19 protein-coding genes are annotated in these 21,485 nt (G+C 70.6%); 5 read left to right on the top strand and 14 right to left on the bottom strand.

Annotated features, from left to right (window positions below; genetic code table 11):
* Positions 1–6 precede the first annotated feature (6 nt).
* The 7 genes from DSD19_RS14335 to DSD19_RS14305 form a co-directional block, all read right to left on the bottom strand.
* Complete coding sequence (locus DSD19_RS14335) at positions 7–492, bottom strand: FeoA family protein (protein ID WP_207802471.1); 486 nt, start codon at positions 490–492, stop codon at positions 7–9.
* Between the two features lie 237 nt (positions 493–729).
* Positions 730–1,773, bottom strand: a complete 1,044-nt coding sequence (locus tag DSD19_RS14330; RefSeq protein WP_113670081.1) for a LacI family DNA-binding transcriptional regulator — start codon at positions 1,771–1,773, stop codon at positions 730–732.
* The gene (locus DSD19_RS14325) at positions 1,763–2,377 is read right to left on the bottom strand and encodes a protein phosphatase (protein ID WP_113670080.1); all 615 of its coding nucleotides are present in this window, start codon (positions 2,375–2,377) and stop codon (positions 1,763–1,765) included. The genes DSD19_RS14330 and DSD19_RS14325 overlap by 11 nt, the downstream gene beginning before the upstream one ends.
* Before the next feature lie 3 nt (positions 2,378–2,380).
* Positions 2,381–3,406, bottom strand: a complete 1,026-nt coding sequence (locus tag DSD19_RS14320) for an MBL fold metallo-hydrolase (RefSeq protein ID WP_113670079.1) — start codon at positions 3,404–3,406, stop codon at positions 2,381–2,383.
* Positions 3,394–5,124 (bottom strand): iron ABC transporter permease, encoded by a 1,731-nt coding sequence (locus DSD19_RS14315; RefSeq protein WP_218640334.1) that lies wholly within the window; start codon positions 5,122–5,124, stop codon positions 3,394–3,396. Before DSD19_RS14315 ends, DSD19_RS14320 begins: the two co-directional genes overlap by 13 nt.
* 4 nt (positions 5,125–5,128) lie before the next feature.
* Complete coding sequence (locus tag DSD19_RS14310; RefSeq protein ID WP_075784257.1) at positions 5,129–6,094, bottom strand: ABC transporter substrate-binding protein; 966 nt, start codon at positions 6,092–6,094, stop codon at positions 5,129–5,131.
* A gap of 2 nt (positions 6,095–6,096) precedes the next feature.
* On the bottom strand, positions 6,097–7,191 hold the full coding sequence (locus tag DSD19_RS14305) for an ABC transporter ATP-binding protein (protein WP_075784256.1): 1,095 nt from the start codon (positions 7,189–7,191) through the stop codon (positions 6,097–6,099).
* Positions 7,192–7,419: 228 nt separating this feature from the next.
* Here DSD19_RS14305 and DSD19_RS14300 point away from each other — a divergent pair, with 228 nt between their 5' ends.
* Genes DSD19_RS14300 through DSD19_RS14285 form a run of 5 tightly spaced genes read left to right on the top strand, consistent with a single transcriptional unit; the run spans position 7,420 to position 14,774 of the window.
* Positions 7,420–8,949 carry a B12-binding domain-containing radical SAM protein gene (locus DSD19_RS14300; protein WP_113670078.1) on the top strand — a complete coding sequence of 510 codons (1,530 nt, stop codon included), beginning with the start codon at positions 7,420–7,422 and terminating at the stop codon, positions 8,947–8,949.
* On the top strand, positions 8,946–10,655 hold the full coding sequence (locus DSD19_RS14295) for an AMP-binding protein (RefSeq protein ID WP_165828144.1): 1,710 nt from the start codon (positions 8,946–8,948) through the stop codon (positions 10,653–10,655). The genes DSD19_RS14300 and DSD19_RS14295 overlap by 4 nt, the downstream gene beginning before the upstream one ends.
* Positions 10,643–12,832 (top strand): hypothetical protein, encoded by a 2,190-nt coding sequence (locus DSD19_RS21855; protein ID WP_165828143.1) that lies wholly within the window; start codon positions 10,643–10,645, stop codon positions 12,830–12,832. The genes DSD19_RS14295 and DSD19_RS21855 overlap by 13 nt, the downstream gene beginning before the upstream one ends.
* Positions 12,829–13,092 carry an acyl carrier protein gene (locus DSD19_RS21850; protein WP_165828142.1) on the top strand — a complete coding sequence of 88 codons (264 nt, stop codon included), beginning with the start codon at positions 12,829–12,831 and terminating at the stop codon, positions 13,090–13,092. The genes DSD19_RS21855 and DSD19_RS21850 overlap by 4 nt, the downstream gene beginning before the upstream one ends.
* A complete protein-coding gene (locus tag DSD19_RS14285; RefSeq protein ID WP_113670076.1) occupies positions 13,089–14,774 on the top strand; it encodes a carbamoyltransferase C-terminal domain-containing protein in 1,686 nt (561 codons plus the stop codon). Before DSD19_RS21850 ends, DSD19_RS14285 begins: the two co-directional genes overlap by 4 nt.
* Before the next feature lie 13 nt (positions 14,775–14,787).
* Here the strand turns inward: DSD19_RS14285 and DSD19_RS14280 are convergent, their stop codons facing one another.
* The 7 genes from DSD19_RS14280 to DSD19_RS14250 form a co-directional block, all read right to left on the bottom strand.
* Positions 14,788–15,480, bottom strand: a complete 693-nt coding sequence (locus DSD19_RS14280) for an FkbM family methyltransferase (RefSeq protein ID WP_165828141.1) — start codon at positions 15,478–15,480, stop codon at positions 14,788–14,790.
* Between the two features lie 35 nt (positions 15,481–15,515).
* Positions 15,516–16,136, bottom strand: a complete 621-nt coding sequence (locus DSD19_RS14275) for a bifunctional 2-polyprenyl-6-hydroxyphenol methylase/3-demethylubiquinol 3-O-methyltransferase UbiG (protein WP_113670074.1) — start codon at positions 16,134–16,136, stop codon at positions 15,516–15,518.
* Between the two features lie 79 nt (positions 16,137–16,215).
* Complete coding sequence (locus DSD19_RS14270; protein ID WP_113670073.1) at positions 16,216–17,394, bottom strand: AGE family epimerase/isomerase; 1,179 nt, start codon at positions 17,392–17,394, stop codon at positions 16,216–16,218.
* On the bottom strand, positions 17,391–18,668 hold the full coding sequence (locus tag DSD19_RS14265; protein WP_113670072.1) for an HAD-IIIA family hydrolase: 1,278 nt from the start codon (positions 18,666–18,668) through the stop codon (positions 17,391–17,393). The genes DSD19_RS14270 and DSD19_RS14265 overlap by 4 nt, the downstream gene beginning before the upstream one ends.
* A complete protein-coding gene (locus tag DSD19_RS14260; protein ID WP_113670071.1) occupies positions 18,656–19,705 on the bottom strand; it encodes a dehydrogenase in 1,050 nt (349 codons plus the stop codon). Before DSD19_RS14260 ends, DSD19_RS14265 begins: the two co-directional genes overlap by 13 nt.
* Positions 19,687–20,679, bottom strand: coding sequence for a hypothetical protein (locus DSD19_RS14255; protein ID WP_075784246.1), 993 nt, complete (start codon positions 20,677–20,679; stop codon positions 19,687–19,689). The genes DSD19_RS14260 and DSD19_RS14255 overlap by 19 nt, the downstream gene beginning before the upstream one ends.
* Positions 20,676–21,452: a bifunctional 2-polyprenyl-6-hydroxyphenol methylase/3-demethylubiquinol 3-O-methyltransferase UbiG gene (locus tag DSD19_RS14250; protein ID WP_113670070.1), complete on the bottom strand. Its 777-nt coding sequence runs from the start codon at positions 21,450–21,452 to the stop codon at positions 20,676–20,678. The genes DSD19_RS14255 and DSD19_RS14250 overlap by 4 nt, the downstream gene beginning before the upstream one ends.
* Between the last annotated feature and the right edge of the window lie 33 nt (positions 21,453–21,485).

Raw genomic sequence — 21,485 nt, 5'->3', positions numbered from 1 at the left:
TTCGTTTCAGATGTCGTCATTGGCCGGTTCGACCAGGATCTTGCCGGCAAGGCCCTGACCCAGCGCCAGACGGGTCTCGCCCACCCCGATCAGCATCGGGCAGCCGCCGCCCCGCTGCAGGATGCGCACCCGCGCGCCCACCGTCAGGCCGAGGTCGATCAGCCGGTGATGCACGCCGCGCCCGGGCCGCAGCGCCACGACGCGCAGCCAGACGCCCTCATCGGCCAGCGCCAGCGGACAGGCATTCGGTCCCAGCACGCAATCGGCGGCGCGGGCCTCGGGCGAGGTGCAGGGCTGCCCGGTCGCATGGCAGCATTCGCCCGCGCCGAGACCGTCATGCCCATGCCGGTGCCCGCCGCGATGCCGATGCCCGGCCCCATACCCGTGTCCGCTCATCAGCCCCTCGTCCGCCAGACCGGGTGCCTCGGAAGATTGCAGGTCGTCGGAGTCCCGGTCGTCAAAAGCGTCCTGATCGTGTATGGCTGGCGACATGTCCTGAGACCTTTCCTGAGGCAAGCGGCATAGCCGAGTATTATCGTCGGGAATTCCGCGCTTCCAGTTTCGTTTCGTTGATCTGAATCAAGAGACACCGATTCTTGAGGGAATTTCTCAAGAAAACAGGGCGAATCCGGGAAACCCCGTGGCGGAATGCCGCAAAAATCGGAAGATTGGAAAGCCTGAAAAGGCGGCGTTTTGCAGAGACAGGCCAATTGATGCCGGTCGCGTGGCTCAGCCGGGCGCAGAGCCCCGGGCCGGGGCCACGGACCCGCGCTCGACCAGATCGACCGCGACTGCCCGATGCGAGACAGCCGCATCCGCCGGGCAGAGAATCGCCTCGAGCGTCGCCCCGGTCAGCGCCGGAAGCGACTGGCGCACCGTGGTCAGCCGATGCGAGGACCAGGCCGAGATCGGCGCATCGTCGAAACCGATCACCGACAGGCGGTGCGGCACCGCCAGCCCCAGCTCGTGCCGCGCCGTGTTCATCGCGCCCAGCGCGATTTCATCGGTGACGCCGAAGATCCCGTCGATCCGGGCCGCGCCGCCCTCCAGCAGGCTCCGCGCCGCCGCAACCCCGGTTTCATAGCTGTTGGGGCCCTGCGTCCAGCGCCGGACCGTCAGCCCGCCAAGCGCGGCCTCGGCACAGAAGGCGTCGGCCCGCGCCAGCTTGGCGCTGGTGCGCGACTCCGACAGCACCACCGCCAGCCGCCGGCAGCCCGCCGCGATCAGCCGCCGCGCGGCCAGCCGCCCGCCGCCCGCCGCATCCGAGTCGATCACATCGGCCAACGCCCCGGCGGCCGGTGCGGGGCGGTTGATCAGCACCATCCGCACCCCGTTCGCCGCACAGAGCCGCACCAGCTCGTCGGGCGCCGCGCCCGACAGCAGCACCACCGTGCGCACCCGGTATTCCAGCAACCGCTCGACCGCGCGGCCAAGGTCGGGCGGCTCGGCGCCGGGGCGCGGATCGGGGCGAAGATTGACCAGAAGCGTCTGCAGCCCCTCGGCCTGCAGCGCGGCGCTAAGCGCGTCGAACTGCGCCGAGATATACGGATTGCCCAGATTGGCGCCGATGATGCCGACCAGATCGGACCGGTCGCGATGCAGCGTCCGCGCCAGCCGGTTGACGCGGTAGCCCAGCGCCTCGGCCGCCTCCAGAACCCGCGCGCGGGTTTCCGGCGCGACGCTTGCCCCCGGCGTGAAGGCGCGCGACACCGCCGAGCGCGAGACGCCCGCGCGCCGCGCCACATCGGCGGCGGTGACGAATCTAGGCTCCACCCGCGCGCCCTGCCAGCCCGCGCGCGATCACCTCGCGCGCCAGATCCAGCATCGGCGGCAAGGGATGCTCCGGTCCAAGCCCCCGCAGCCGCCGCAGATGCGCCAGCGCCGCATCAAGATCCGGGAACGCCTGCGGATGGCAAAGCGTCAGCCAGACCGCCAGCACCGTGACCGACCGCGACCGCCCGCCCCGGCAATGCACCAGAAGGTGACCCGGACGGTGGGGCGGATAATGCGGCTTGCCCGGACCATAGGTCCCCATCAGGCCCCTGACCGTCACGACCGCGGCGGCCAGCAGATGCGGGTCGTTGCCGGGGCCGTCGATCAGCCCGATCTGATAGCGCCGCACCTGCGTGCCGTCGCCCAGTGCCAGCGGCCCGGGACAGAGGTTGAGCCCCAGATTGAGCGTCTCGGTGATGCCCGCCGACGTGAGCGCGGCCGCATCCTCGGCCCCCGCAAGATTGCCCAGAAAAACCCGCTTGCCGGGCTGCGCCGAGGCGGCCGCGACCGGGCCGAGCACGTCAATCAGCACCGGCCGGACGTCCTCGCGGGCCTCTGCGGCGGGCACATCCTTCGGGATAGCGTGACGGCCGGGGGCGTCCATGTCTCAGATCTCCGTTTCGGGATGGGTCCAGAGCCGCGCGCCCAGCCCCTCGGCCAGACGCGGGGCGGTTGCGATGTCAAGAAAGGCGGGCAGTACCCGGCGCGCGCCGGTCGTTCGCACCAGCGCCAGAAGGTCGGGCAGGGTCGGATGCACGTTCCAGGGCAGCCAGAGCGCCTGCCCCGCGTCCAGCATGCGCCGCGCGGGCGTGCCGTCGGGCACATGGCTGGAAAAGACGAAACGGAACCCCTCGCGCCCCAGAAGCTCGGCCGCCAGTCCGCGTTCGGCGTTCGAACTGACGCAGACGATGGCCCGGTCGGGACGGGCGGTTTCGGCATCGACGATCTCGGGCAGGGTGCCGGTGGCCGCGGCCACTTCGCGCCCGATCACGGCATCGGTGGCAACGCACAGCCCGGCCCCGGCCAGGGCCGCCACCATGTCGGCGCCGCGCCCCGCCGCCGGACAGCACAGTACCGCGCCCGCCGCGGCCGCCCGGGCCATGGCGGCGATCTGGTCGGCAAGCCGGCCCTCGCGGTCGCCATACGAGGCGTCAAGCACCAGCGTCGCGGCCTCGGGCAACGGATCGACCGGCAGGCGCGGCGCCTCGGGACAGATATCGCCGGTATAAAGCAGCCCGCCCGCGGGCGTGGCCAGATGCAGCCAGACCCCGCCCGGCGCATGACCCGCGCGGCCCAGGGTCAGGTCGAGCCCCATCAGGTCGACGCGGCCCCGTTCGGGCAGCACGCGCGCGCGTCCGGGCCGCAGCCGCTCGGGCAGAAAGCCCAGCGTGCGCGCGGTGGCCAGAACCGGCGGATCGCCGACCTCGTCCAGCCGGTCGAGCGCGCCCGCATGGTCCTCATGGGCATGGCTGAGCACCACCGCATCGACCCGGCCGATGCCGGTCAGGTCGGGACGATCGCCCGGTTCCAGCCCGTCGCCCAGGTCGAACAGGACCCGCCGCCCGGACATCTCGATCAGGAAGATCGCGGCGCTTTTCCGGCCGAGCCCGCTGATCGCGGTCAGTCGCGCCATGGCAGCACCCCCTCGGGCAGGCGGCGGCCGAAGGCCAGGCTTGCCAGCATCAACCCCAGGACGACCGCCACCATCAGGCAGCCCACCGCGGCGGCCAGGGTAGACGACCCGGCCTCGTCGAGAAAGATGATGGTGGGCCCGATGGTCTGCGCTCGCGACGACACCAGCAGGACCGAGGTCTGGATCTCGTTGATCGCCGACATGAAGACCAGGATCGCCGAGGCAGCTGCGGCGGGCGCCAGCGACGGCAGCACGATGTCCCTGAGCCGCGCGATCAGCCCCGCCCCCGCGACCTGTCCCGCCTCGTCCAGCGCCCGGTCGATCTGGGCATAGCCGCCGAGGACCGGCCGCAGCGCCAGCGCCAGGTAGTTGGCCAGATAGGCCGCCAGGATCACCCAGACGGTGCCGTAAAGGCTGGTGCCGATCAGCGGCATCGGGCGCAGGAAGAACAGGATCATCGCAACGCCGATGATGATGCCGGGCAGCGCATAGGCCAGTTCCGAGGCCAGCTGCAAAAGCCGCGCCACCGGCCCGCTGCGCCAGCTCAGCACATAGCCCAGCGCGACCGAGACCGGCACCAGCACCGCGACCGCCAGAGCCGTCAACCAGAGGCTGGTCAGGAACGCCTTGCGGATGCCCTCATGGTGAAACAGCGCATTGGCGAAATTCTCGAAGGTGATCGTGTCGGGACCCAGCGGCTGGCCGTAGCCGCGCACCAGTGCCGTGCCCAGCAAGGCCGACAGCGGCAGCAGCAGGCAGGCCGCGAGATACCCCCAGGCCAGCAGCCCCGCCGGGATCTGCCAGCGCCCCAGCGGCAGGCGCAGCCGCCGCGCGGCCCCTTCGACGCGCTGGTCGCCCCGGCGGCCCAGCCAGCCGGTCAGCCCCATTCCGACCACCGTCAGCCCGGCCAGCATCAGCGCCATCAGCGCCATGTCGTTCAGCGCCGAGGGACCATAGGCGTTGAGGCGGCGATAGATCAGGGTGATCAGCGTCGGCACCCGGGCGGGAATGCCCAGCATCGCCTGGATCCCGAAATTCCCGATCGACGAGACGAAGGCCAGCGCCGCCCCGGCAAAGACCGCCCCGCGCACCAGCGGCAGCACGATATCCCGGCTGAGCGCCAGAGGCCCGGCCCCGGCCGCCCGCGCCGCCTCGACCAGATCGGCGGGCAACCGGCGCAACCCGGCGCGCACCGACAGGAAGACCAGCGGCGCGTTGTAGAACCCCAGCAGCAGAACGATGCCCCAGGCGGAATAAAGCGGATGCCGCATCCCCGGCGGCAACGACAGGCCCAGCGGCCCCAACAGCGGGCTGGCCGGCGAAAACGCCTGCACCCAGGCCAGCGCGGTGACCTGCGGCGGGATCATCAGCGGCAGCACGAAGCCGAAGACCCAGAGCGTGCGCCCGCGCAAATCGGTCAGCCCCGCCAGCAGGGCCGCCAGCGTCCCCGTCACCGTGGCCAGCGCCGTCGCGGCACAGGAAATCCAGATGGTGTTGATCGTGGCCTCGGCGACCCGGCGCCCGCCCAGCACCTCGGCGATCCGGGCGGCATCGAACGTGCCTGCGGGGAACAGCGCCGCCTGCACCAGCCGCGCCAGCGGCAGGATCGACAGCGCGCCCACGAAAAGGACAAGCCCGGCCAGCACCAGCCATTCGCCCGGCACCCGGGGCAGGAGCGCCCGTCGCGGGCGCCCCCCGGTCTCGACCGAAAGGCTCACGCGGTCAGAGCCCGAAGATCTCGGCGAATTTCGCGCGGACCGCCGCGTCGGTCCGGACCGCCGCGTCGGCATTCAGCGGCAAAAGCGTCATCGAGGCGAGATCGGGAAAGCCCTCGGGGCCCGCGACGCCCGGCAGGATCGGCAGATTGCCCTGTTTCGCCACCAGTTCCTGACCTTTCCGGGACAGCAGGAAGTCGACGAAGGTCTTCGCGGCCTCGGGCTGGTCGGTGGTCGACAGGATCGCAACCGGTTCGGTGATGACCGAGACGCCGTCCTTCGGCGCGATATAGTCGATGGGCGAGCCGTCGGCCTTGGCGCGCAGCGCGTTCGCATCGACCAGGATCGCGTATTTCGCCATGCCCGAGGCCACCGCCTTGGTCGCCGGGCCGTTCCCGCCCTCGGGCACGATGTCCAGATCGTTGAGGCCCTCGTAGAAGGCCCAGCCAATCCCGGGGGCGTCGATCAGCGTGTGCAGATGGCAAAGTGCGGCCCCCGAGTAAAGCGGGCTCGGCACCGCGATCTGGCCGCGGTTTTCCTCTTTCAGCAGATCGGCCCAGGTCTCGACCGGCTCGGCGATCTCGGTGTTCCAGGCGATGCCGGTGGTGATCGCCTTGGTGCCGAAGAAGGTCATGTCGGGGTCGTACATGGCCGGATCGTAGGCCGCGACCGGGGCGTCCGTGTAGGGCAGCAGGTGACCGCCCGCCTTCAACTCGCCCAGGTTGATGACATCGGCCACCAGCAGCACGTCGGGCTGGACCTGACCGGCCTCGATTTCCGCGCGCAGCACGTTCATCAGCGCCGAGGTGCCGTTGCGGGTCCATTCGACCTTGATGTCGGGATGCGCGGCCTCGAAGGCATCGACGGTTTCCTGCGCCTGTTCCGGCGCCTGGCTGGTGTAAAGCGTGATCGTGGTTTCGGCCGAGGCGGCGGTCGCCATCAGACCGGCGGTGGCAAGGGCAAGAAGACGCATCGTTACAGTCCTTGAGTGGGGAGGGAGGGGAGAGAGGGATCGGGAAGCACCCAGCCGTCGGTCAGCGCGACGGTCACGCGCTGGCCCCGCTCGATCCGGGCGGGGGCGGCGACGTTGAGGCACAGCGAGACGCCGCCATCGGGTCCCGCCGCCAGTTCGGCGCGCAGGTGATGGCCGCGAAAGGTGGCGCGGGTGACGGTGGCGGCCACGCCCTCGCCCTCGGTCAGGTGAAGATCGCCGGGATGAAGCGCGATCCGGGCGCGCGGCCGGGGCCGTTCGCCGGGAGCGCAGCGCAGGCGCACCGGTGCGCCCAGCAGCCGCGCCTCGGCCCGGCCATCGCCCGAGGGCGCAAGGTCGGTCACCTCGACCACCCGGCCGTCGCCGATAAAGCCCGCGACCATGGCGCAGGCGGGTTCGCGAAACAGCCGCTCGGGCGGGGCGAATTGCACGATCCGGCCCGCCTCCATCACCGCGACGCGGTCGGCCAGCGCCAGCGCCTCGGCCTGATCGTGGGTGACATAGACCATGGTTGCGCCGGAGCGGCGGTGGAAATCGGCGAACTCGGCTTCCAGCGTGTCGCGCAGATGCACGTCGAGATTGGCCAGCGGCTCGTCCAGCAGCACGACGCGGGCCTCCATCGCCAGACAGCGCGCCAGCGCGACCCGCTGGCGCTGTCCGCCCGACAGATCGGCGGGCCGCCGCGCGGCCATCTCGCCCAGTCCGACCGTTTCCAGCACCGCTTGGGTGCGCGCCTCGCGCGGGGCCCGGCCCATGCCGCCGACCTTCAACCCATAGGCCACGTTGCCCGCCACGCTCATATGCGGCCAGAGCGCATAGGTCTGGAACACCACGCCGACGCCCCGGCCTTCGGGCGGCAGATGCACACCCGGCCCCGAAACCAGCCGCCCGCCCATCCGGATGCTGCCGCGATCGGGCCGCTCGAATCCGGCAAGCAGCCGCAGCAACGTCGTCTTGCCGCAGCCCGAGGGGCCGAGGATCGCCACGAACTCGCCCGCCCCGACCGCCAGGGATACCCCGCCCAGGACCTCGGTCCGGCCGAAAGACTTGCCGAGGTTCTGGATGTCGATGGCACTCATCACGGGCTCCGGACGCGGGATTGCACAGCATTGCAACCACGCGCCCTTCCTGCCGCCCGAATGAAACGGTTTTGTGTACGCCCCCTGACAGACCGATGAAATCTGCCCGGATCGGCCGCCGCGCCTGCAACCGCGCGTTGCGAATTGCAGTTTGCGAACGCCTTCGCGCCCCATTAAGATCGCACTCGAAAACCGGGCACAAAACGTGCCGGGCTGAAGGAACCAGCCTTGCGGATCTACCTGATCGCCCCCGCTCCGGACGATGCGTCCGACACCACCGCCGAAATCAGCATGGCTGGCGTCAAGACGCCCTACACGCTGTCGGCCGCCGCCGGGATCGTGTCGGTGGCAGCCCTCCTGCCCCAGGAGGCCCGGATCCGGCTGTGCGACGAGGTCGTGCAGGAGGTCGATCTTGAGGCCGAGGCCGATCTGGTGGGGCTGTCGATCAATGTCTCGCAGGTCGCGCGCGGGCTCGAACTGGCCGCCGCCTTCCGCCGCCGCGGGATACCGGTGGTGATGGGCGGGGCGCATGTGTCGCTGGCGCCCGAGCTTTTCCGCGGCAAGGCCGATGCGATCGTGATCGGCGAGTTCGAGACCGCCGCGCCGCGCTTTGCCGCCGATCTGAAGGCGGGCGGATTGCAGCCCGAATATCGCTGCGGCCAGGCCGACATGGCCGAGACGCCGCTGCCGCGCTGGGATCTTTACCCCAATGACCGGGCGATTTCGGGCGTGGTGCAGACCTCGCGCGGCTGCCCGTTCGATTGCACCTTCTGCGACGTGATCCAGTATGTCGGCCGCAAGCAGCGTCACAAGCCGCCCGAACGGGTGCTGGCCGAGCTGCGGCAGCTTTACGATCTGGGCTATCGCGAAGTCTCGCTGAGCGACGACAATTTTACCGTCTACCGCCAGCGGACCCGCGCGCTTCTGGAGGCGCTGATCGCCTGGAACGGCACCGGAGGGCGCGACCCGGTGCGGTTCTCGACCCAGATCTCGATCGACGCGGCGCGCGATCCGGACCTTCTCGCGATGTGCAACCGGGCCGGGCTGCGCCAGGTCTTCGTCGGAATCGAGACCGGCAACCCCGAATCGCTGGCCGAGGCCAACAAGCGGCAGAACCTCAGGATCGACCTCGGCGACGCCTGCCGGACGGTGGTCGGGGCGGGCCTGACGATCCGGGCCGGGCTGATCGTCGGCTTCGACCATGACGGGCTCGACTGTTTCGAGCGGCAGTTCGCCTTCGCCCAGAGCCTGCCCATCGTGGGCTTCAATGTCAGCGCGCTGGTCGCCCCCTACGCCACCCCGCTTTACGCCGAGATGAAACGCGCGGGCCGGATCGTCGACGAAGACACCCACCGGCTGGCGGCAGGCACCCGGATGACCAACCTGATCCCCGCCCGGATGACCCGCGAACAGCTGACCGAGGGCCGCGACTGGCTGAAGGCGGCTCTGCTGGCGCCCGACGCCGCGATGGCGCGGTTCGAGACCTATGCCCATACGCTTGGCAGCCCCTGCCAGGACATGACCCGGTCGGCCTGGGCCACGGCCTCGGCGCGCCGCCATCCGCTGCACGAACTGGTGCCGCTGATGATGAAGGACAAGGGCGCGCGCCGGGTGATCGAGGGCGTGCGCGACCTGATCGCCGCGCGCCCCGAGATCGGCTATGACCTGACCTCGATCCTGACGCTGCACCTGTCGGAATGCGCCCGCGCGGCCGGGCACCGGGCGAGGATCGGCCGACAGCTGGAGACCGTGGCGTGACCCGCGCCGTCCCGGACCCACCCCCGACCGCTCTGGCACGGGCATTGGCGCAGACCTTCGCCGACCGGCCCGAGCGCGAGCGGATCGTGATCCGGTCCCGGCAGGGCGCGCGCGACGTCTTTACCGGGGACCGGCTGGCCGCCGAGGCCGGGGCCGTCGCCCGGGCGCTGCGCGGCTGGCTGGGACCGGGACCGCACAGTCTGGTGCTGGCGCTGCCCGCCGGGGCCGAGTTCGTCGTGACGCTTCTGGGCGGGCTTCTGGCCGGCGTGACCCTGGTGCCCGTGCCGGTGCCGCGCCCCGGCAGCCATTCCGACCGCTTCCGCCATATCGCCGCCGACAGCGGGGCCGCCGCCGTGCTGTGCCTGCCCGCCCATGCCGAGGCCGTCGCGGCCGCGCTGGCGCTGGACGGGACGCCGCCCTGCCCGGTCGCGACGCTGCCGCTCGACCCCGCCCGGCTGCCCGACCCGGTGCGGCCAGCCGCCGCGCCGGATCTGCCGGTGGCGGTGATCCAGTATACCTCGGGCTCGACCCGGCTGCCGCGCGGGGTGCGGGTCACGCCGGACAACATCCTGGCCAATGCCGTGCTGGTCGCCCGCTGCTGGGGCGTGGACGTGCACGCCCGGTTCGTGAACTGGCTTCCGCACTATCACGACATGGGGCTGATGGGCGGCATTCTTTATCCGCTGCTCTGCGGCGGGTTCTCGGCACAGATGTCGCCGCTGGACTTCATCCGCCGCCCCGCCCTTTGGCTCGAGGCCATCGCGGACGAGCGCGCCGGTTTCAGCGGCGGCCCGGCCTTCGCCTTCGCCGACTGCCTGCGCCGGATCGCGCCCGACCACGCCGCCCGGCTGGACCTGAGGTGCTGGCGCCGCGCCTTCATCGGGGCCGAGCCCGTGCCCGCCGGGCTGCCCGCGGCCTTTCACGCCCATTTCGCGGCCGCCGGGCTGGCGCGCGAGGCGGTCTTTGCCTGCTATGGCATGGCCGAGATGACCCTGTTCGCCGCCGGGCTGCCGGGCCCCGACCGCCCGCCGCCCAGTGCAGAGGCCGCGCGGGCCGTGGCGCCCTGCCGCCTGACCCCCGAACTTGGCGCGGGCCTCGCCATCGTCGACCCCATCGCCCGGACCCGCCGACCGGAGGGCGCCGAGGGCGAAATCTGGCTGCGCGGCCCGTCCCGGGGCGCGGGCTATCTGGGCCTGCCCGGCGACACCGCCGAAACCTTCGGCGCCGCGCTGGACGACCCGTCCGACGCCTCGGGCTGGCTTCGCACCGGCGATCTGGGCGTGATCGCGGACGATGCGCTTTATGTGACCGGGCGGATCAAGGATGTGGTCTTCTGCAATGGCCGCACCCTCGCAGCGCCGGAAATCGAGTGGCTGGCCTGCGGCAGTTCTGACGTGCTGAACCCGATGGCCGCCGCGGTCTTCATGCCCGACCCGGCCCGGGGCGGGCAGGCGGTGCTGCTTGCCGAACTGCGCCTCGGCGAGACCCCGCCCGACCCCGACACGCTGCGCCGGACGATCCGGCGAGCCGTGACCGGGGAATGGGGGCTCGATCTGGTCGAGATCCTGTTCCTGCCGCGCGGACGGCTGCCACGCACCAGCAGCGGCAAGATCCGCCGCCGCGCCGCAGCCGAGCTGTGGCGGGACGGCGCCTGGCCCCCGGAGACCGTCCCATCCGTGAAGGAAATGCCAGAATGCCCGTCGTGAACAGTTCTGCCTGGGACAGCCCCGACCGGTTCGTGACCGACCCCGATGACGTCGCCGCCCTGTTGCGCGACCCGCGCTTCACCGTGGGCCAGCTGGCCACCCATCTGGACCAGATCGCGGCGCGCGGCGGGCCGCGCTTTCCGCACCTGGCCGAGATGGCGCGCCACGCCTTCGCCTTCCAGACCGGCGAGGCCCATCTGGCCGCGCGCCGCGCCACCGCCGCCTTCTTCGCAGCCCCTGCCCTGACCGCCTGGGCGCCGGTGGCCCACCGCGCCTTCGCCCGCGCGCTCGACCGGCTGGAGGCGGCCGAGGCGCCCGACCTCATGCGCGACTATTGCGAGGGGGCGTTTCTCGACTTCGTCCGCGCCTTCGCCGGGTGCCCGGGCGGCACCGACGAGCGGGTGCTGGAGCTGATCCGGGTGGCCAACAACACAACCCAGCCGATGCTGTCGCTGAGGACGCTGGGCCGGATAGACGCCGCGCTGGGCGAATTGCTGGGCTATCTTTCGACCGATCCGATGCCGGGGGTCGACCCTTCTCTCGAAGGCTTCCCCGCCTTTCTTGAGCGCCGCAAGGACCGGCTGTCCGATCCCGCCGCCGCGCCCTATATCGCGCTGTCCGCGCTGGTCGGCAGCCACACCGTCGCCCAGTCGCTGGCGCTGGCGCTTTACGGCCTTCTGCTGGGCGATGCCGAGCACTGGCGGGCGGCGGCCGAACCGGGCTGGACCGACGCCGCGCTCGACCGGATGATGTCGCTGTACCCCTCGACCCTGACCCTGGTCAGGATGGCTGAAGACGACGTCCGGATCGGCGATTGTCCGTTCCACAAGGGCGAGGCCGCGGTGATGGACGTGGTCGCCGCCAATGCCGAACTGCGCCGCCGGGTCCCCGACGGCTCGGCCCATCTGTCCTTCGGCACAGGGCCGCATAAATGCCCCGGCGCGCCGCTTTCGCAGCTTTTCCTCGGCCGGGCGATCCCGGCGCTGGCGCGGCGCTTCCCGCAGCTTGCGCTGCATCGCGACGGCGTGCGGTTCCACGTCACGCCGCTGGTGCAGTATCCCGTGGCGCTGCCCGTGACGCGCGACGCGCGGTCGCGGCGGCTGACCGGGCGGATGGTCGAGATCCGCGATCTGGACGAGGCCCGCGCCATCGTCAACGACGACGACACCTGGTCGCCGCCCCGGATGGAGCCCTATCTGACCGCTCTGGCCGACCGCAGCGGCCGCGACCTCGACCTGGCCCGGCTGGTGGCCCGGAACGCGATGTTCTTCATGTCGGGCGAGCGCCATGCCGCGATCCGCCGCGCGGTGGCCGACAGCCTCGGCGGCAACCGGCTGGCGCGCTGGCAACCGCTGATCGAGGCCGAGACCCAGGCCGCGCTGGCCCGGCTGGCCGCCGCCGCCGAACCCGACCTGATCGCCGATTATGCCGATCCGATCTTTCGCGGCATCGCCGGGCCGGTCCTTGGCATTTCCCCGGCCGATCCCGAAAGGTTCGACGTGCTTGCGCCGATCCTGCAGGACGTGCTGGAGCCCTGGCTGCCGATCCGCGAACTCGACCGGTTGCAGGACGTGATCGGCGAGATCCTGGCAGGCCTCCGGCCGCCCGCGACCGACGGCCTGCCCGGCACGCCGCTCTTGACCCGGCTGATGGACGAGCACCTGCCCGACACCGACGAGACCGACCTCAAGGCGCTGGTGCTGGTGATGTATGGCGCAAGTTTCAACATGGCCCATACGCTGGGCAACATCCTGCACCATCTGCTGACCCTGCCGCCCGAGGACCGCAAATGCGCCGCCGATCCGGCCTGGATCGATGCCGAGCTGGAACGCCTGATCTCGCTCTGCGCCTCGCCCAAATACATCTATCGCATGGCCCGCGGCCCGGCCCGGATCGGCGAAATCGAGATCCGGCCACACGAGACGCTGCGGCTGCAGCTGCTGTCGATCGACCGGGGCGTCGGCACCGGCAATCTGGCCTTCGGCCACGGGCTGCACCGCTGCGTCGGCGCGGCCCTGTCCAAGCGGATGCTGCGCACCGCCCTGCCCGCGCTTTTCGCGCGCTTTCCGGGGCTTGCGCTCAAGCCCCAGCGCCATCGCTATTTCGAGATGACCCAGACCGTGGCACTGGCAACGCTGCCCTGCCGGCTGGGCTCCACAGGAAAGGACCGACCGTGACCAGAACCCTGACGCCCCCCGCCCCGGAAGTCGTCGACTTCCTGACCGCCGGCATCGCCCGCTTCACCAAGCAGGACCCGGCCGCGATCCGCCCGGATTCGGTGCTGGTCGATCTGGGGCTGCAATCCATCGACGCGGTGCTTCTGTCGGGCGAGGTCGAGGATCATTTCCGGATCGAGCTCGATCCCGCCACGATCTTCTCGCACGAAACGGTCGGCAGTTTCGCCTCGGACATCACCAAGCGCCTCGGGGCGCGATGACGACCTGGTATCTGGGCCTCTCGACCTCGGGCCACGATCCGGCGCTGGCGCTTGTCGACGAGACCGGGCGCGTGGTCTTCGCCGAGGCGACCGAGCGCTTCTTGCAGGACAAGCGCGCCTGGGGCGTGGTGCCCGACCATGTGCCGCATCTGGCGGCGGCGCTGGCGGCCGTGGGCGCCGCGCCGGGCGACCGGATCGTTCCCGTCACCAGCTGGGCCTCGGTCAAGGCCGATCTGGGGCTCAAGGTGCATGACGCGCTGCTGCCCGCCTCGGACACGATCTGGATGCAGGGATTGCAGGCGCAGATGCAGCAAAACGCGGGTGCCTCGCTTCTGCGGCTGGGCCTTGCCCGCGAGCGGCCCGAGCCCATGCGGTTCGATCATCACCTCTGCCATGCCGTCGCCGCCTGCCATTTCGCACCGGTCGCGGACGCCGCCTGTCTGGTGATCGACGGCGAGGGCGATGTCGGTGCGGTGTCGCATTTCCGGCTGACCGACCGGCGGCTTTCACGCGGCTGGCGGTCCTGGGGGCCGGGCAGCCTGGGCACCTTCTATGGCTGGCTCACCGGGTTGTGCGGCTTCGACTGGCGCGAGGGCGAAGAGTGGAAGGTGATGGGCCTTGCCGCCTGCGGCCGGGCCGATCCGGCGCTGGTCGAGACCCTGGCCGGTCTGCTGTCGGCCGATCGCGGACGGCTGCGCTTTGCCGACGACGCCGCCATCGCGGCAATCCGCGCCGCGGTCGAGCCGCTGGCCCGCCGCCCGGACGCGCCGGTGACCGACGCGGCCGATCTGGCCGCGGCCGGGCAGGCTGCCTATGCGCGTCTGGCCGATCAGGTGCTTGAGGCCATCGCCGAAGACGGTCCGGCCTTGATCCTGTCGGGGGGCTGCGCGCTGAACTCGTCCTATAACGGCACCATCGCGGGCCGGACCGGGTTCGACAGCGTCTTCGTGCCGCCCTGCCCGGCCGATGACGGCAATGCCATCGGCGCGGCCCTTCTGGCCTGGATGGCCGATACCGGGGCCGAGCGCATCCCCTTCGGCGGCGGCACGCCCTTCCTCGGATCGGCGCCGCGCACAAAGACGCTGGAGGCCGCCCGCCGCGCCGCCGCATCGGGCCATGCGGTGACCGATGTCGCCGGGCGGTCCGCCGAGGCGGCGGCCGCATTGCTGGCGCAGGGCCGCATCCTGGGCGTGATGCGCGGACGGGCCGAATTCGGGCCGCGCGCGCTGGGCAACCGATCCATCCTGGCCGATCCGAGGCCCGCCGGCATGAAGGACGCGATCAATGCCCGGGTGAAGGGGCGCGAGCCCTACCGGCCCTTCGCCCCGGTTCTGGCCGAGGCCGATCTGGCCGACTGGTTCGACCGCCCGCAGCCCTCGCCCTACATGTCGATGACCCTGCCCTGGCGACGCGAGGTCCGCGACCGGGTGCCCGCCGTCGTGCATGACGACGGCACCGGGCGGGTGCAGACCGTCGGCCCCGACAGCGCGCCGTGGATGGCCGATCTGGTCGCGGCCTTCGGGCGCGAGACCGGCGTGCCGGTGGTGCTGAACACCAGCTTCAACATCATGGGCAAGCCGATCCTGCATTCGGTCGAGGACGCGCTGGGGATGCTGGCGACGACCGGGCTCGACGCGGTGCTGATCGAGGATGTCCTGATCGAGAAGCCCGCGCACCCCTGAGCGCGGGCCCCCCTTAGTCCCGCACCGCCACGATCAGCCCGTCGGGCTGATGCGCGGGCGCCGGGTCGCTGTGGACCACCCGCCAGTGCTGGCCCAGAAGCGCGCAGCACTCGGCGAAGAGATCGTCGCCATGGGTGCCGACAATCCAGCGCCGCACCCTCTCGGCCTGCCCGGCCTCGACGATCCGGCGCAACAGCGCCAGTTCGGCGCCCTGCACGTCGAGCTTGGCCAGATCGACCGGCCGGGCCTCGGCCGCAAGCAGCGCCGCGATGTCACGGGCCGCGACCCGCAAGCCCCCTTCGTCCGCCACACGGGACGAGAAATCGGCCGCCTCGAAGCAGACGTCGCCCTCGGCCACATGGGCGGCCGCCTCGATCAGCCGCAGCCGGTCGGGTGCGATGCCGTTCAGCGCCAGATTCTCGCGGATCGCGGCGGCATGGTCGGGCAGCGGCTCGAAGGCCACCGCCTCGGCGCCCGGCCGTTCGTGCAGCAACAGCAGCGTATAATAGCCGATGCCGCAGCCGATATCGTAGACCAGCGGATCGGCGGCCGGGATCTCGCCCAGAAGCGTCAGGAACCAGTGTTCCTCGACCGGCTCGTGCAGATTGCCCGCCTGCGCCTTGACGTAGCGGTCGACCTGATGGTCGAGCACGTGGCGCCGGTAGACCCGGACGCCATTGCCGAAACTGTAGATGTCGTCCTGCACGCGGGGCTTCCTCGCGGTTCGGACCCGGTCCGGGGTCAGAGCGGCGGCAACGAAAACGTCACGATCTCGGAATGCGGCCAGTGAAAGCCGTTGTAGATCGTGATGTTCTCTGCCCCCACCGCGTCGAGGAACTCTTCGTCGAAGGTGTGCCGATGCGACGGGATCCGGGTCTCGGGGTTCTCGAGGAACGGGGTGGAGATCACCACATGTTCGCGCGCGAGCCGACGCAGCTGCAGCAGGAAGGGCTTGGGTTCGGGCACATGTTCGATGCAGTGCGAACAGCTGACGATATCCCATTGCCTGTCGTCGATCTTGAAGATGTCGGCGACGAGGTATTCCATCTCGGGACGCAGGGCGTGCGAGATCTTGGCCATCGTCGGATCGATATCGAGCGCGGTCACGGTGCATTTCAGCCGCGCATAGCTTGCGGGGTCCAGCACGGTCGCCAGAAAGGCACTGCCCGACCCGGTCCGCGCGCCGACATCGAGCAGCGTCTTGACGTGGTAGCGGGCGGGATAAAGCCGCTCCAGCAGCGGCAGAAGCTCGGCCATGAAGGCGATGCTCTGGGGGTTCTGCTTCTTTGTATAGAAGTCGAAATCAATGCCGGCCTCATCGAACAGCCGCTCGAGGTCGGATTTTTCAAGCGTGTCTTCCATGTCGGTCGTCTCCTTGCGTGTTTGGGCGCTTGCGCCCTGTTCGCGTAAGGGCGTGCAGCCATTGGGGATGGTGGCAGGGTCAGGCGGTGGATGGTGCGCGGTGCTCCTTCCTGGCGATGGGCAGGAACTGGCGGGCCTCGAGCGTTGACAGTTCGTGATAGGCCCCGACGATGTGATAAAGGCTGCTGGTGCGGGCCGGTTCGGGGCGCGGCGCGCCGCCGGGGCCGAGGTTTTCCCACCAGCTGCCGCGCAGCGGATGCAAGAAAAAGCGCATCAGCCCCAGGCAGGCCTCGACCGCCGTCGCCTCGGCCAGCGCCGCCTCGGCGGGCCGGGGGGCCAGCCGGGCCCGAAGCGCCCAGGCCTTGATCCGTTCGGTCTGCGGCCAGAGCCGGGCGGTCGCGTCCTCGATGGCGAGGCCGGGCGTCAGCAGGCTGGCCGCCAGTCCGTCGGCGGTCAGGCCATGCGCCTCGGCCAGGTCGATCAGCCGCCGCCCCGCAGCCTGCGCCAGAGCATGGTCGCGAAGCACGCCCCAGCGCAGGAGCAACCAGCCCCATTCGTACTGGTGGCCCGGTTCGACCGCGTTGCCGGGACCGTCCGCGATCCGCCAGTCGCCGTCGAAAAGCTCGCGCTGCGCGCCGGTCCCGGGGTCGATGAAGCGCGCCAGGCAAAGCTCGGCGATCTCGTCGGCAAGGGCCTCGAAGCGCGGGTCGCAGGGGCCCGAGTCGATCCATTCGAGAGCGGCCTCAAGCAGATGCATATGGGGGTTCGCGCGCAGCGGCAGCCGACGCGGCCGGGCCTCCTCGAACCCCGCCTCGGGGTGGCGATAAAGCGCGTCGAGCCGGGTCAGGATGCGCGCGGCCAGCGCCTCGGCCCGGGCGCGCGGCAAGACGGCCTCCGGGGCCGCCGCCAGCGCGAAGAGGCAGAAGGCGACGTCGTAAAGGCTGAACGCGGCCCCGCCCCCGGCAATGGGCAGCACCGCGCCATCGGGGGCCAGATGTTCGGCCAGAAGGGCATCGCGGGCGTGATTGGCCAGAAGCCGCGGCCGGGAGCCGCCGAGGCCCGCCCCCATCAGGCGCGAAAAGGCGAAAAGCTGGCGCGCGGCGACCATCGCCCGGCGCGGCAGATCGACCGGTTTGCCGTCCGGCGCAAGCCGTTCGCAAAACCCCGCCTCATCCCGCACCTGTCCGGCCTGGAGCGGCAGAACCTCTGCCTCGAGCCAGAGCCGCAAGGCGGCCGTCGTCTCGGAAAGATCTGTCATGGCTTTCCTTTCCGGTCGCGCAGAAGCCTCTCGACCAGCGCATCGAGATCGCCGCCCTGAAACAGCACGGCCTCCAGACCCGCCGCGCGGGCCGCCTCGATGTCGGTTGGCTTGTCGCCGATCATCACGCTTTGCGCCCAGTCGACCTGCCAGCGGTGCTTCAGTTCCAGCAGCATGCCCGGGCCGGGCTTGCGCCGGTCCGACACCTGGCGCAGTTCGGGATGCACCGCCTGCGGGTGGGTGGGACAATAGCGTTCGTCGTCGATATGGGCCCCGGCAGCGGCCAGATCGCGCGCCATATGCGCCCGAAGCGCCAGATAATCGGCCTCGGTGTAATACCCCTTGGCGATGCCCGCCTGATTGGTGGCGACAAAGGCGTACCAGCCCGCCGCGTTCACCCGCCGCACGGCGGCGATGGCGCCCTCGGTCCAGTCCAGCCGGTCGGGATGGCCGACATGGCCGTGATCGATATTGAGCACCCCGTCGCGGTCGAAGACGATGGCCGGGCGCCGCCGTTGCGCCGGAACGAGGGTCTGCGCTGCCGCAAGATCCCCGGGCACGCCGATATCGAGGAAAAAGCCCGTCCGCTCGACCGCCGCGAGCCGCCCCTCGGCCGCCAGGCGCGGCAGCACCTCTGCCTCCAGCGAACCGTCCTCGACCAGGTGGGAAACGATCCCGCGCGACAGGCAATAGACGCCGCCATTGATCAGCGCCGGGCCGGTTTCCGCGCCGCGCGCCGCGAACGCCGTCAGCATCCCGTCCGCCACCCGGACCGTGCCGAAGCGGCCGCCATCCGCCACCCGGCGCAGCGCCAGCGCCCCCAGGACACCCGGCCGCGCGCTCTGCGCGGCGGCCACATCCGCCAGCAGGATGTCGAACCAGCTATCCCCGTTCAGCAGCAGGAACCGGTCCTCCAGCCGGTCGCGCGCCTGCCAGAGCGCGCCCGAGGTGCCGGCGGGCCGGGCCTCGCGCGCCACCTCGATTTCGACCGGGCGGGGCAGCGTGGCGGGCAGGTCGCGGGTAAAATCCTCGACCCGCCCGGCTTCGAACGCCGCCAGCAGCAGCACCCGCTCGACCCCCTGCCGCGCCAGTTCGCCGATCAGCACCGCCAGAAACGGCACGCCCCCCACCGGCAGCAGCGGCTTGGGACAGGTCGCGGTCAGAGGCCCCAGCCGGGTGCCCAGCCCGCCGCAGAGGATCACCGCCTGACGCGGCAACAGGGCTTTTGCCCGGGCGGTGGCCGCCTCCGGCCCGGAGAGCGTCAGCGCGGACATGGCAGCCGCCAGCTCTGGCACCCGGACTCGGCGAAGACGACCGGGTCGGCATCGCCGCCGATCCCGCGCAGCGCCTCGATCAGCGCGCACCGGCGGGGCGGATCGACGAGGAAGAACATGAACCCGCCACCGCCCGCGCCCGACACCTTGCCCGCCTCGGCGCCATGGGCCAGCGCATGGGCGAACATCTCTTCGATATGGGGCGAGCTGACGGTGGCCGCCGTGGCCTTCTTGGCCGCCCAGGAATGGTGCAGGATCGCGGCCAGCCCGTCGAAATCGCCGGTCATCAGCGCGCGCTTCATCTCGATGCTGTCGGATTTCAGGCTGTGCATCGCCTCGACCGCGGCCCGGTCCGACCCGCGCACGCTGGCGGTCTGCCGCTCGATGATCTCGGCGGAATGGCGCGAGACGCCGGAAAAGCATGTCACCAGACGGCATTCCAGCTCGTTCAGGATGTCGCGCGGGATGCGCAGAGGGTTCACGATCACCCGGTCGCCCGCGAGGAATTCGATGAAGTTCACGCCGCCGAAGGCCGCCGCGTACTGGTCCTGCTTGCCGCCCGCGAGGCCCAGATCGAGGCGCTCGATCTCGTAGGCCAGATGCGCCACGTCATAGGGACCGAGCGGCGCGCCCAGATGCGCGCGGAAGGCATCGACCAGCGCCACCACAAGCGCCGAGGAGGACCCCAGCCCCGACCCCGCCGGCGCCTCGACATTGGTCTGGATGGTGGCGCCGAAGCGCACGCCCCTGTTGAAGTCGGCCACCATGCGGTCATAGACGCCCCGGTGCAGCGCCAGCGCCGCGCCCGACAGATCGTCGTCGATCCCGAAGCTTTCGGTCCGGTCCAGATCATTGGCCGCAAAGACGATGCGGCCGTCGTCGCGGGCCTCGATCGAGGCAAAGGCGAAACGGTTGATCGTCACGTTCAGCACCGCGCCGCCGTAAAGGTCGCAATAGGGCGACAGATCGGTGCCGCCCCCGGCAAGGCCGAGGCGCAGCGGCGCGCGCGCCCGGGTCGTCAGGCGCCGGTCGGGCATGAGGCCTGCTCCTGGAAGGCGGCGAAGATCGGATGCGCGCGCACGCGCGGCAGGCTGTCGAGCGCGCCGAGGATCTGGCCCAGATCGGTTGCGAAGCCGGGGCTTTCGAACGGCAGCGCCCCGGCCGAGAGGTCGGCCAGCCCGACCTCGCCCACCAGCGCCTCAAGCGTCGCGTTATAGTCGCGCCGGGCGCGCAGATCCGCCTGCCGCTCGGGACCCAGGCGCCAGGGCGCCCGGAAGGCGGGGCGGCTTGCGGCCAGCGGGTCCAGCGCGCGCGCCAGCGGCAGCGAATGCAGGCCCGCCCCGTTCGCCATCAGCTTGAACCCCAGCAGGCTGCCGCCGAGCCGGGGGTTTTCGCCTTGAAACCGGTCGCCGCCAAAATCGGGCAGATCGGCCGCCTTCAGGAAATCCTGCACCACATCGCCCTCGGCCAGCCGGGTCCGGTCGTAAAGCCGCCAGTGGCACCGATTGGCGAATTCCTCCCAGCGGGTGACGAACCGCGCCAGTTGCGGATTGAACCCGCGCTCGAACTCGAAGAAGCCCGAATAAAGCCCGACCTTCTTGACCTCCTGCGCATAGGCGCTGAGCGCATAGTCGAGATATTCGCGCAGGTAGCAGACGACCTCGACATAATGGTCGCGGCAAAGCGCGCGAAGCGCCCCGAAATCGGAACAGTTCTGGAACGCCTCGCTGGACAGGACCAGCGTATGCCCGCCCTCGGCCGCCTCGGCGAGCCGGGCGCGCCAGTCCGCCCGCGTTTCGGGCGGGGCGGCGGGCCCCGATCCGCAATCGAGCGCGATCCGGTGATGCGCCGCGCGGTCGGCGGGCTCGGCCTCGGGGTCGTCATATCCGCCGAAATCGGGCATCACGATCCCGGCCGCGGCGTAAGAGGCGCGATGCGCCGCCAGATAGCGCTGGACCGCCGAGGTCCCGGTCTTGTGCCGACCGATATGAAGGATCAGACGCCGGATCATCGCGCTTTCCGGAACCACATCATGGTGCGCTTCATGCCGGTGCCTGCAAGCGCGCCGACCTCGAAACTGTCGACCTCCTGACCCTCGGTGCAGCCGAACTCGGCGAACATGTAGCGGATCGTCTCGGGGCTCAGCGCCCAGAAGTTGTTGTACCCCTTGGCGTGCCAGTTCATGAACTTGCAGTCGAACTTGTCGGCGCCCTCGTAGGTCGTCGTCTCCAGCAGCACCTCGCCGCCGGGTTTCAGCGACAGGCAGGTGTTGCGCACCGAACTCCAGACATCGGGCAGGTGATAAAGCAGGCCGCAATGCAGGATCACGTCATAGGTGGCGGGCGCCGAGAAGGTATTGGCATCGGCGGTCCAGAACGTGCAGGGCGCGCCGCAGAATTCGGCGATGGCCGACGTCCGCTTGACCGCCGCATCGTAGAACTCGATCCCGTCGACCTTGCAGCCCAGGTATTTCGACAGGAAGATGGAGTTGTAGCCCTCGTTGAACCCCAGATCGAGCACCCGCTTGCCAGCCAGCCGGGACAGGTCGATCTTGGCGTGAAACCGGCGCAGCTTGGCCAGGCAGCGCGCATTGGGCACATGCTCGGAGCGCTCGAAGCTTTCGGTCGTGACCCCGTTCGAGAAGCGATAGACCGACCGCCAGGGCGCATGCAGCGTGCAGAAGGACTCGGTCTCTTCGACCGAGCGGTCCGTCTCGATATAGAGAACATCGGTCTTCAACCGTTCGGCGATCTCGTCGGCAAGGGTGTCGTCCAGGTCTGTCATGTCGTCCAATGCTCCAAGATGCGCCGGGGGCGG

The sequence above is a fragment of the Rhodovulum sp. BSW8 genome, from assembly GCF_003314725.1.
GTDB lineage: Bacteria > Pseudomonadota > Alphaproteobacteria > Rhodobacterales > Rhodobacteraceae > Rhodovulum > Rhodovulum visakhapatnamense.
Note: the sequence above shows the minus strand (reverse complement) of the source record. Positions and strands in the feature narration are given on the sequence as shown.

Bases quoted from the DNA above. Each gene is read 5' to 3' on its own strand.
- DSD19_RS21855 (WP_165828143.1), top strand. From the start codon at position 10,643: ATGCCCGTCGTGAACAGTTCTGCCTGGGACAGCCCCGACCGGTTCGTG.
- DSD19_RS14260 (WP_113670071.1), bottom strand. From the start codon at position 19,705: ATGCCCGACCGGCGCCTGACGACCCGGGCGCGCGCGCCGCTGCGCCTC.
- DSD19_RS14270 (WP_113670073.1), bottom strand. From the start codon at position 17,394: ATGACAGATCTTTCCGAGACGACGGCCGCCTTGCGGCTCTGGCTCGAG.
- DSD19_RS14305 (WP_075784256.1), bottom strand. From the start codon at position 7,191: ATGAGTGCCATCGACATCCAGAACCTCGGCAAGTCTTTCGGCCGGACC.
- DSD19_RS14310 (WP_075784257.1), bottom strand. From the start codon at position 6,094: ATGCGTCTTCTTGCCCTTGCCACCGCCGGTCTGATGGCGACCGCCGCC.
- DSD19_RS14325 (WP_113670080.1), bottom strand. From the start codon at position 2,377: ATGGACGCCCCCGGCCGTCACGCTATCCCGAAGGATGTGCCCGCCGCA.
- DSD19_RS14255 (WP_075784246.1), bottom strand. From the start codon at position 20,679: ATGATCCGGCGTCTGATCCTTCATATCGGTCGGCACAAGACCGGGACC.
- DSD19_RS14320 (WP_113670079.1), bottom strand. From the start codon at position 3,406: ATGGCGCGACTGACCGCGATCAGCGGGCTCGGCCGGAAAAGCGCCGCG.
- DSD19_RS14275 (WP_113670074.1), bottom strand. From the start codon at position 16,136: ATGGAAGACACGCTTGAAAAATCCGACCTCGAGCGGCTGTTCGATGAG.
- DSD19_RS14285 (WP_113670076.1), top strand. From the start codon at position 13,089: ATGACGACCTGGTATCTGGGCCTCTCGACCTCGGGCCACGATCCGGCG.
- DSD19_RS14265 (WP_113670072.1), bottom strand. From the start codon at position 18,668: ATGTCCGCGCTGACGCTCTCCGGGCCGGAGGCGGCCACCGCCCGGGCA.
- DSD19_RS14250 (WP_113670070.1), bottom strand. From the start codon at position 21,452: ATGACAGACCTGGACGACACCCTTGCCGACGAGATCGCCGAACGGTTG.
- DSD19_RS14335 (WP_207802471.1), bottom strand. From the start codon at position 492: ATGTCGCCAGCCATACACGATCAGGACGCTTTTGACGACCGGGACTCC.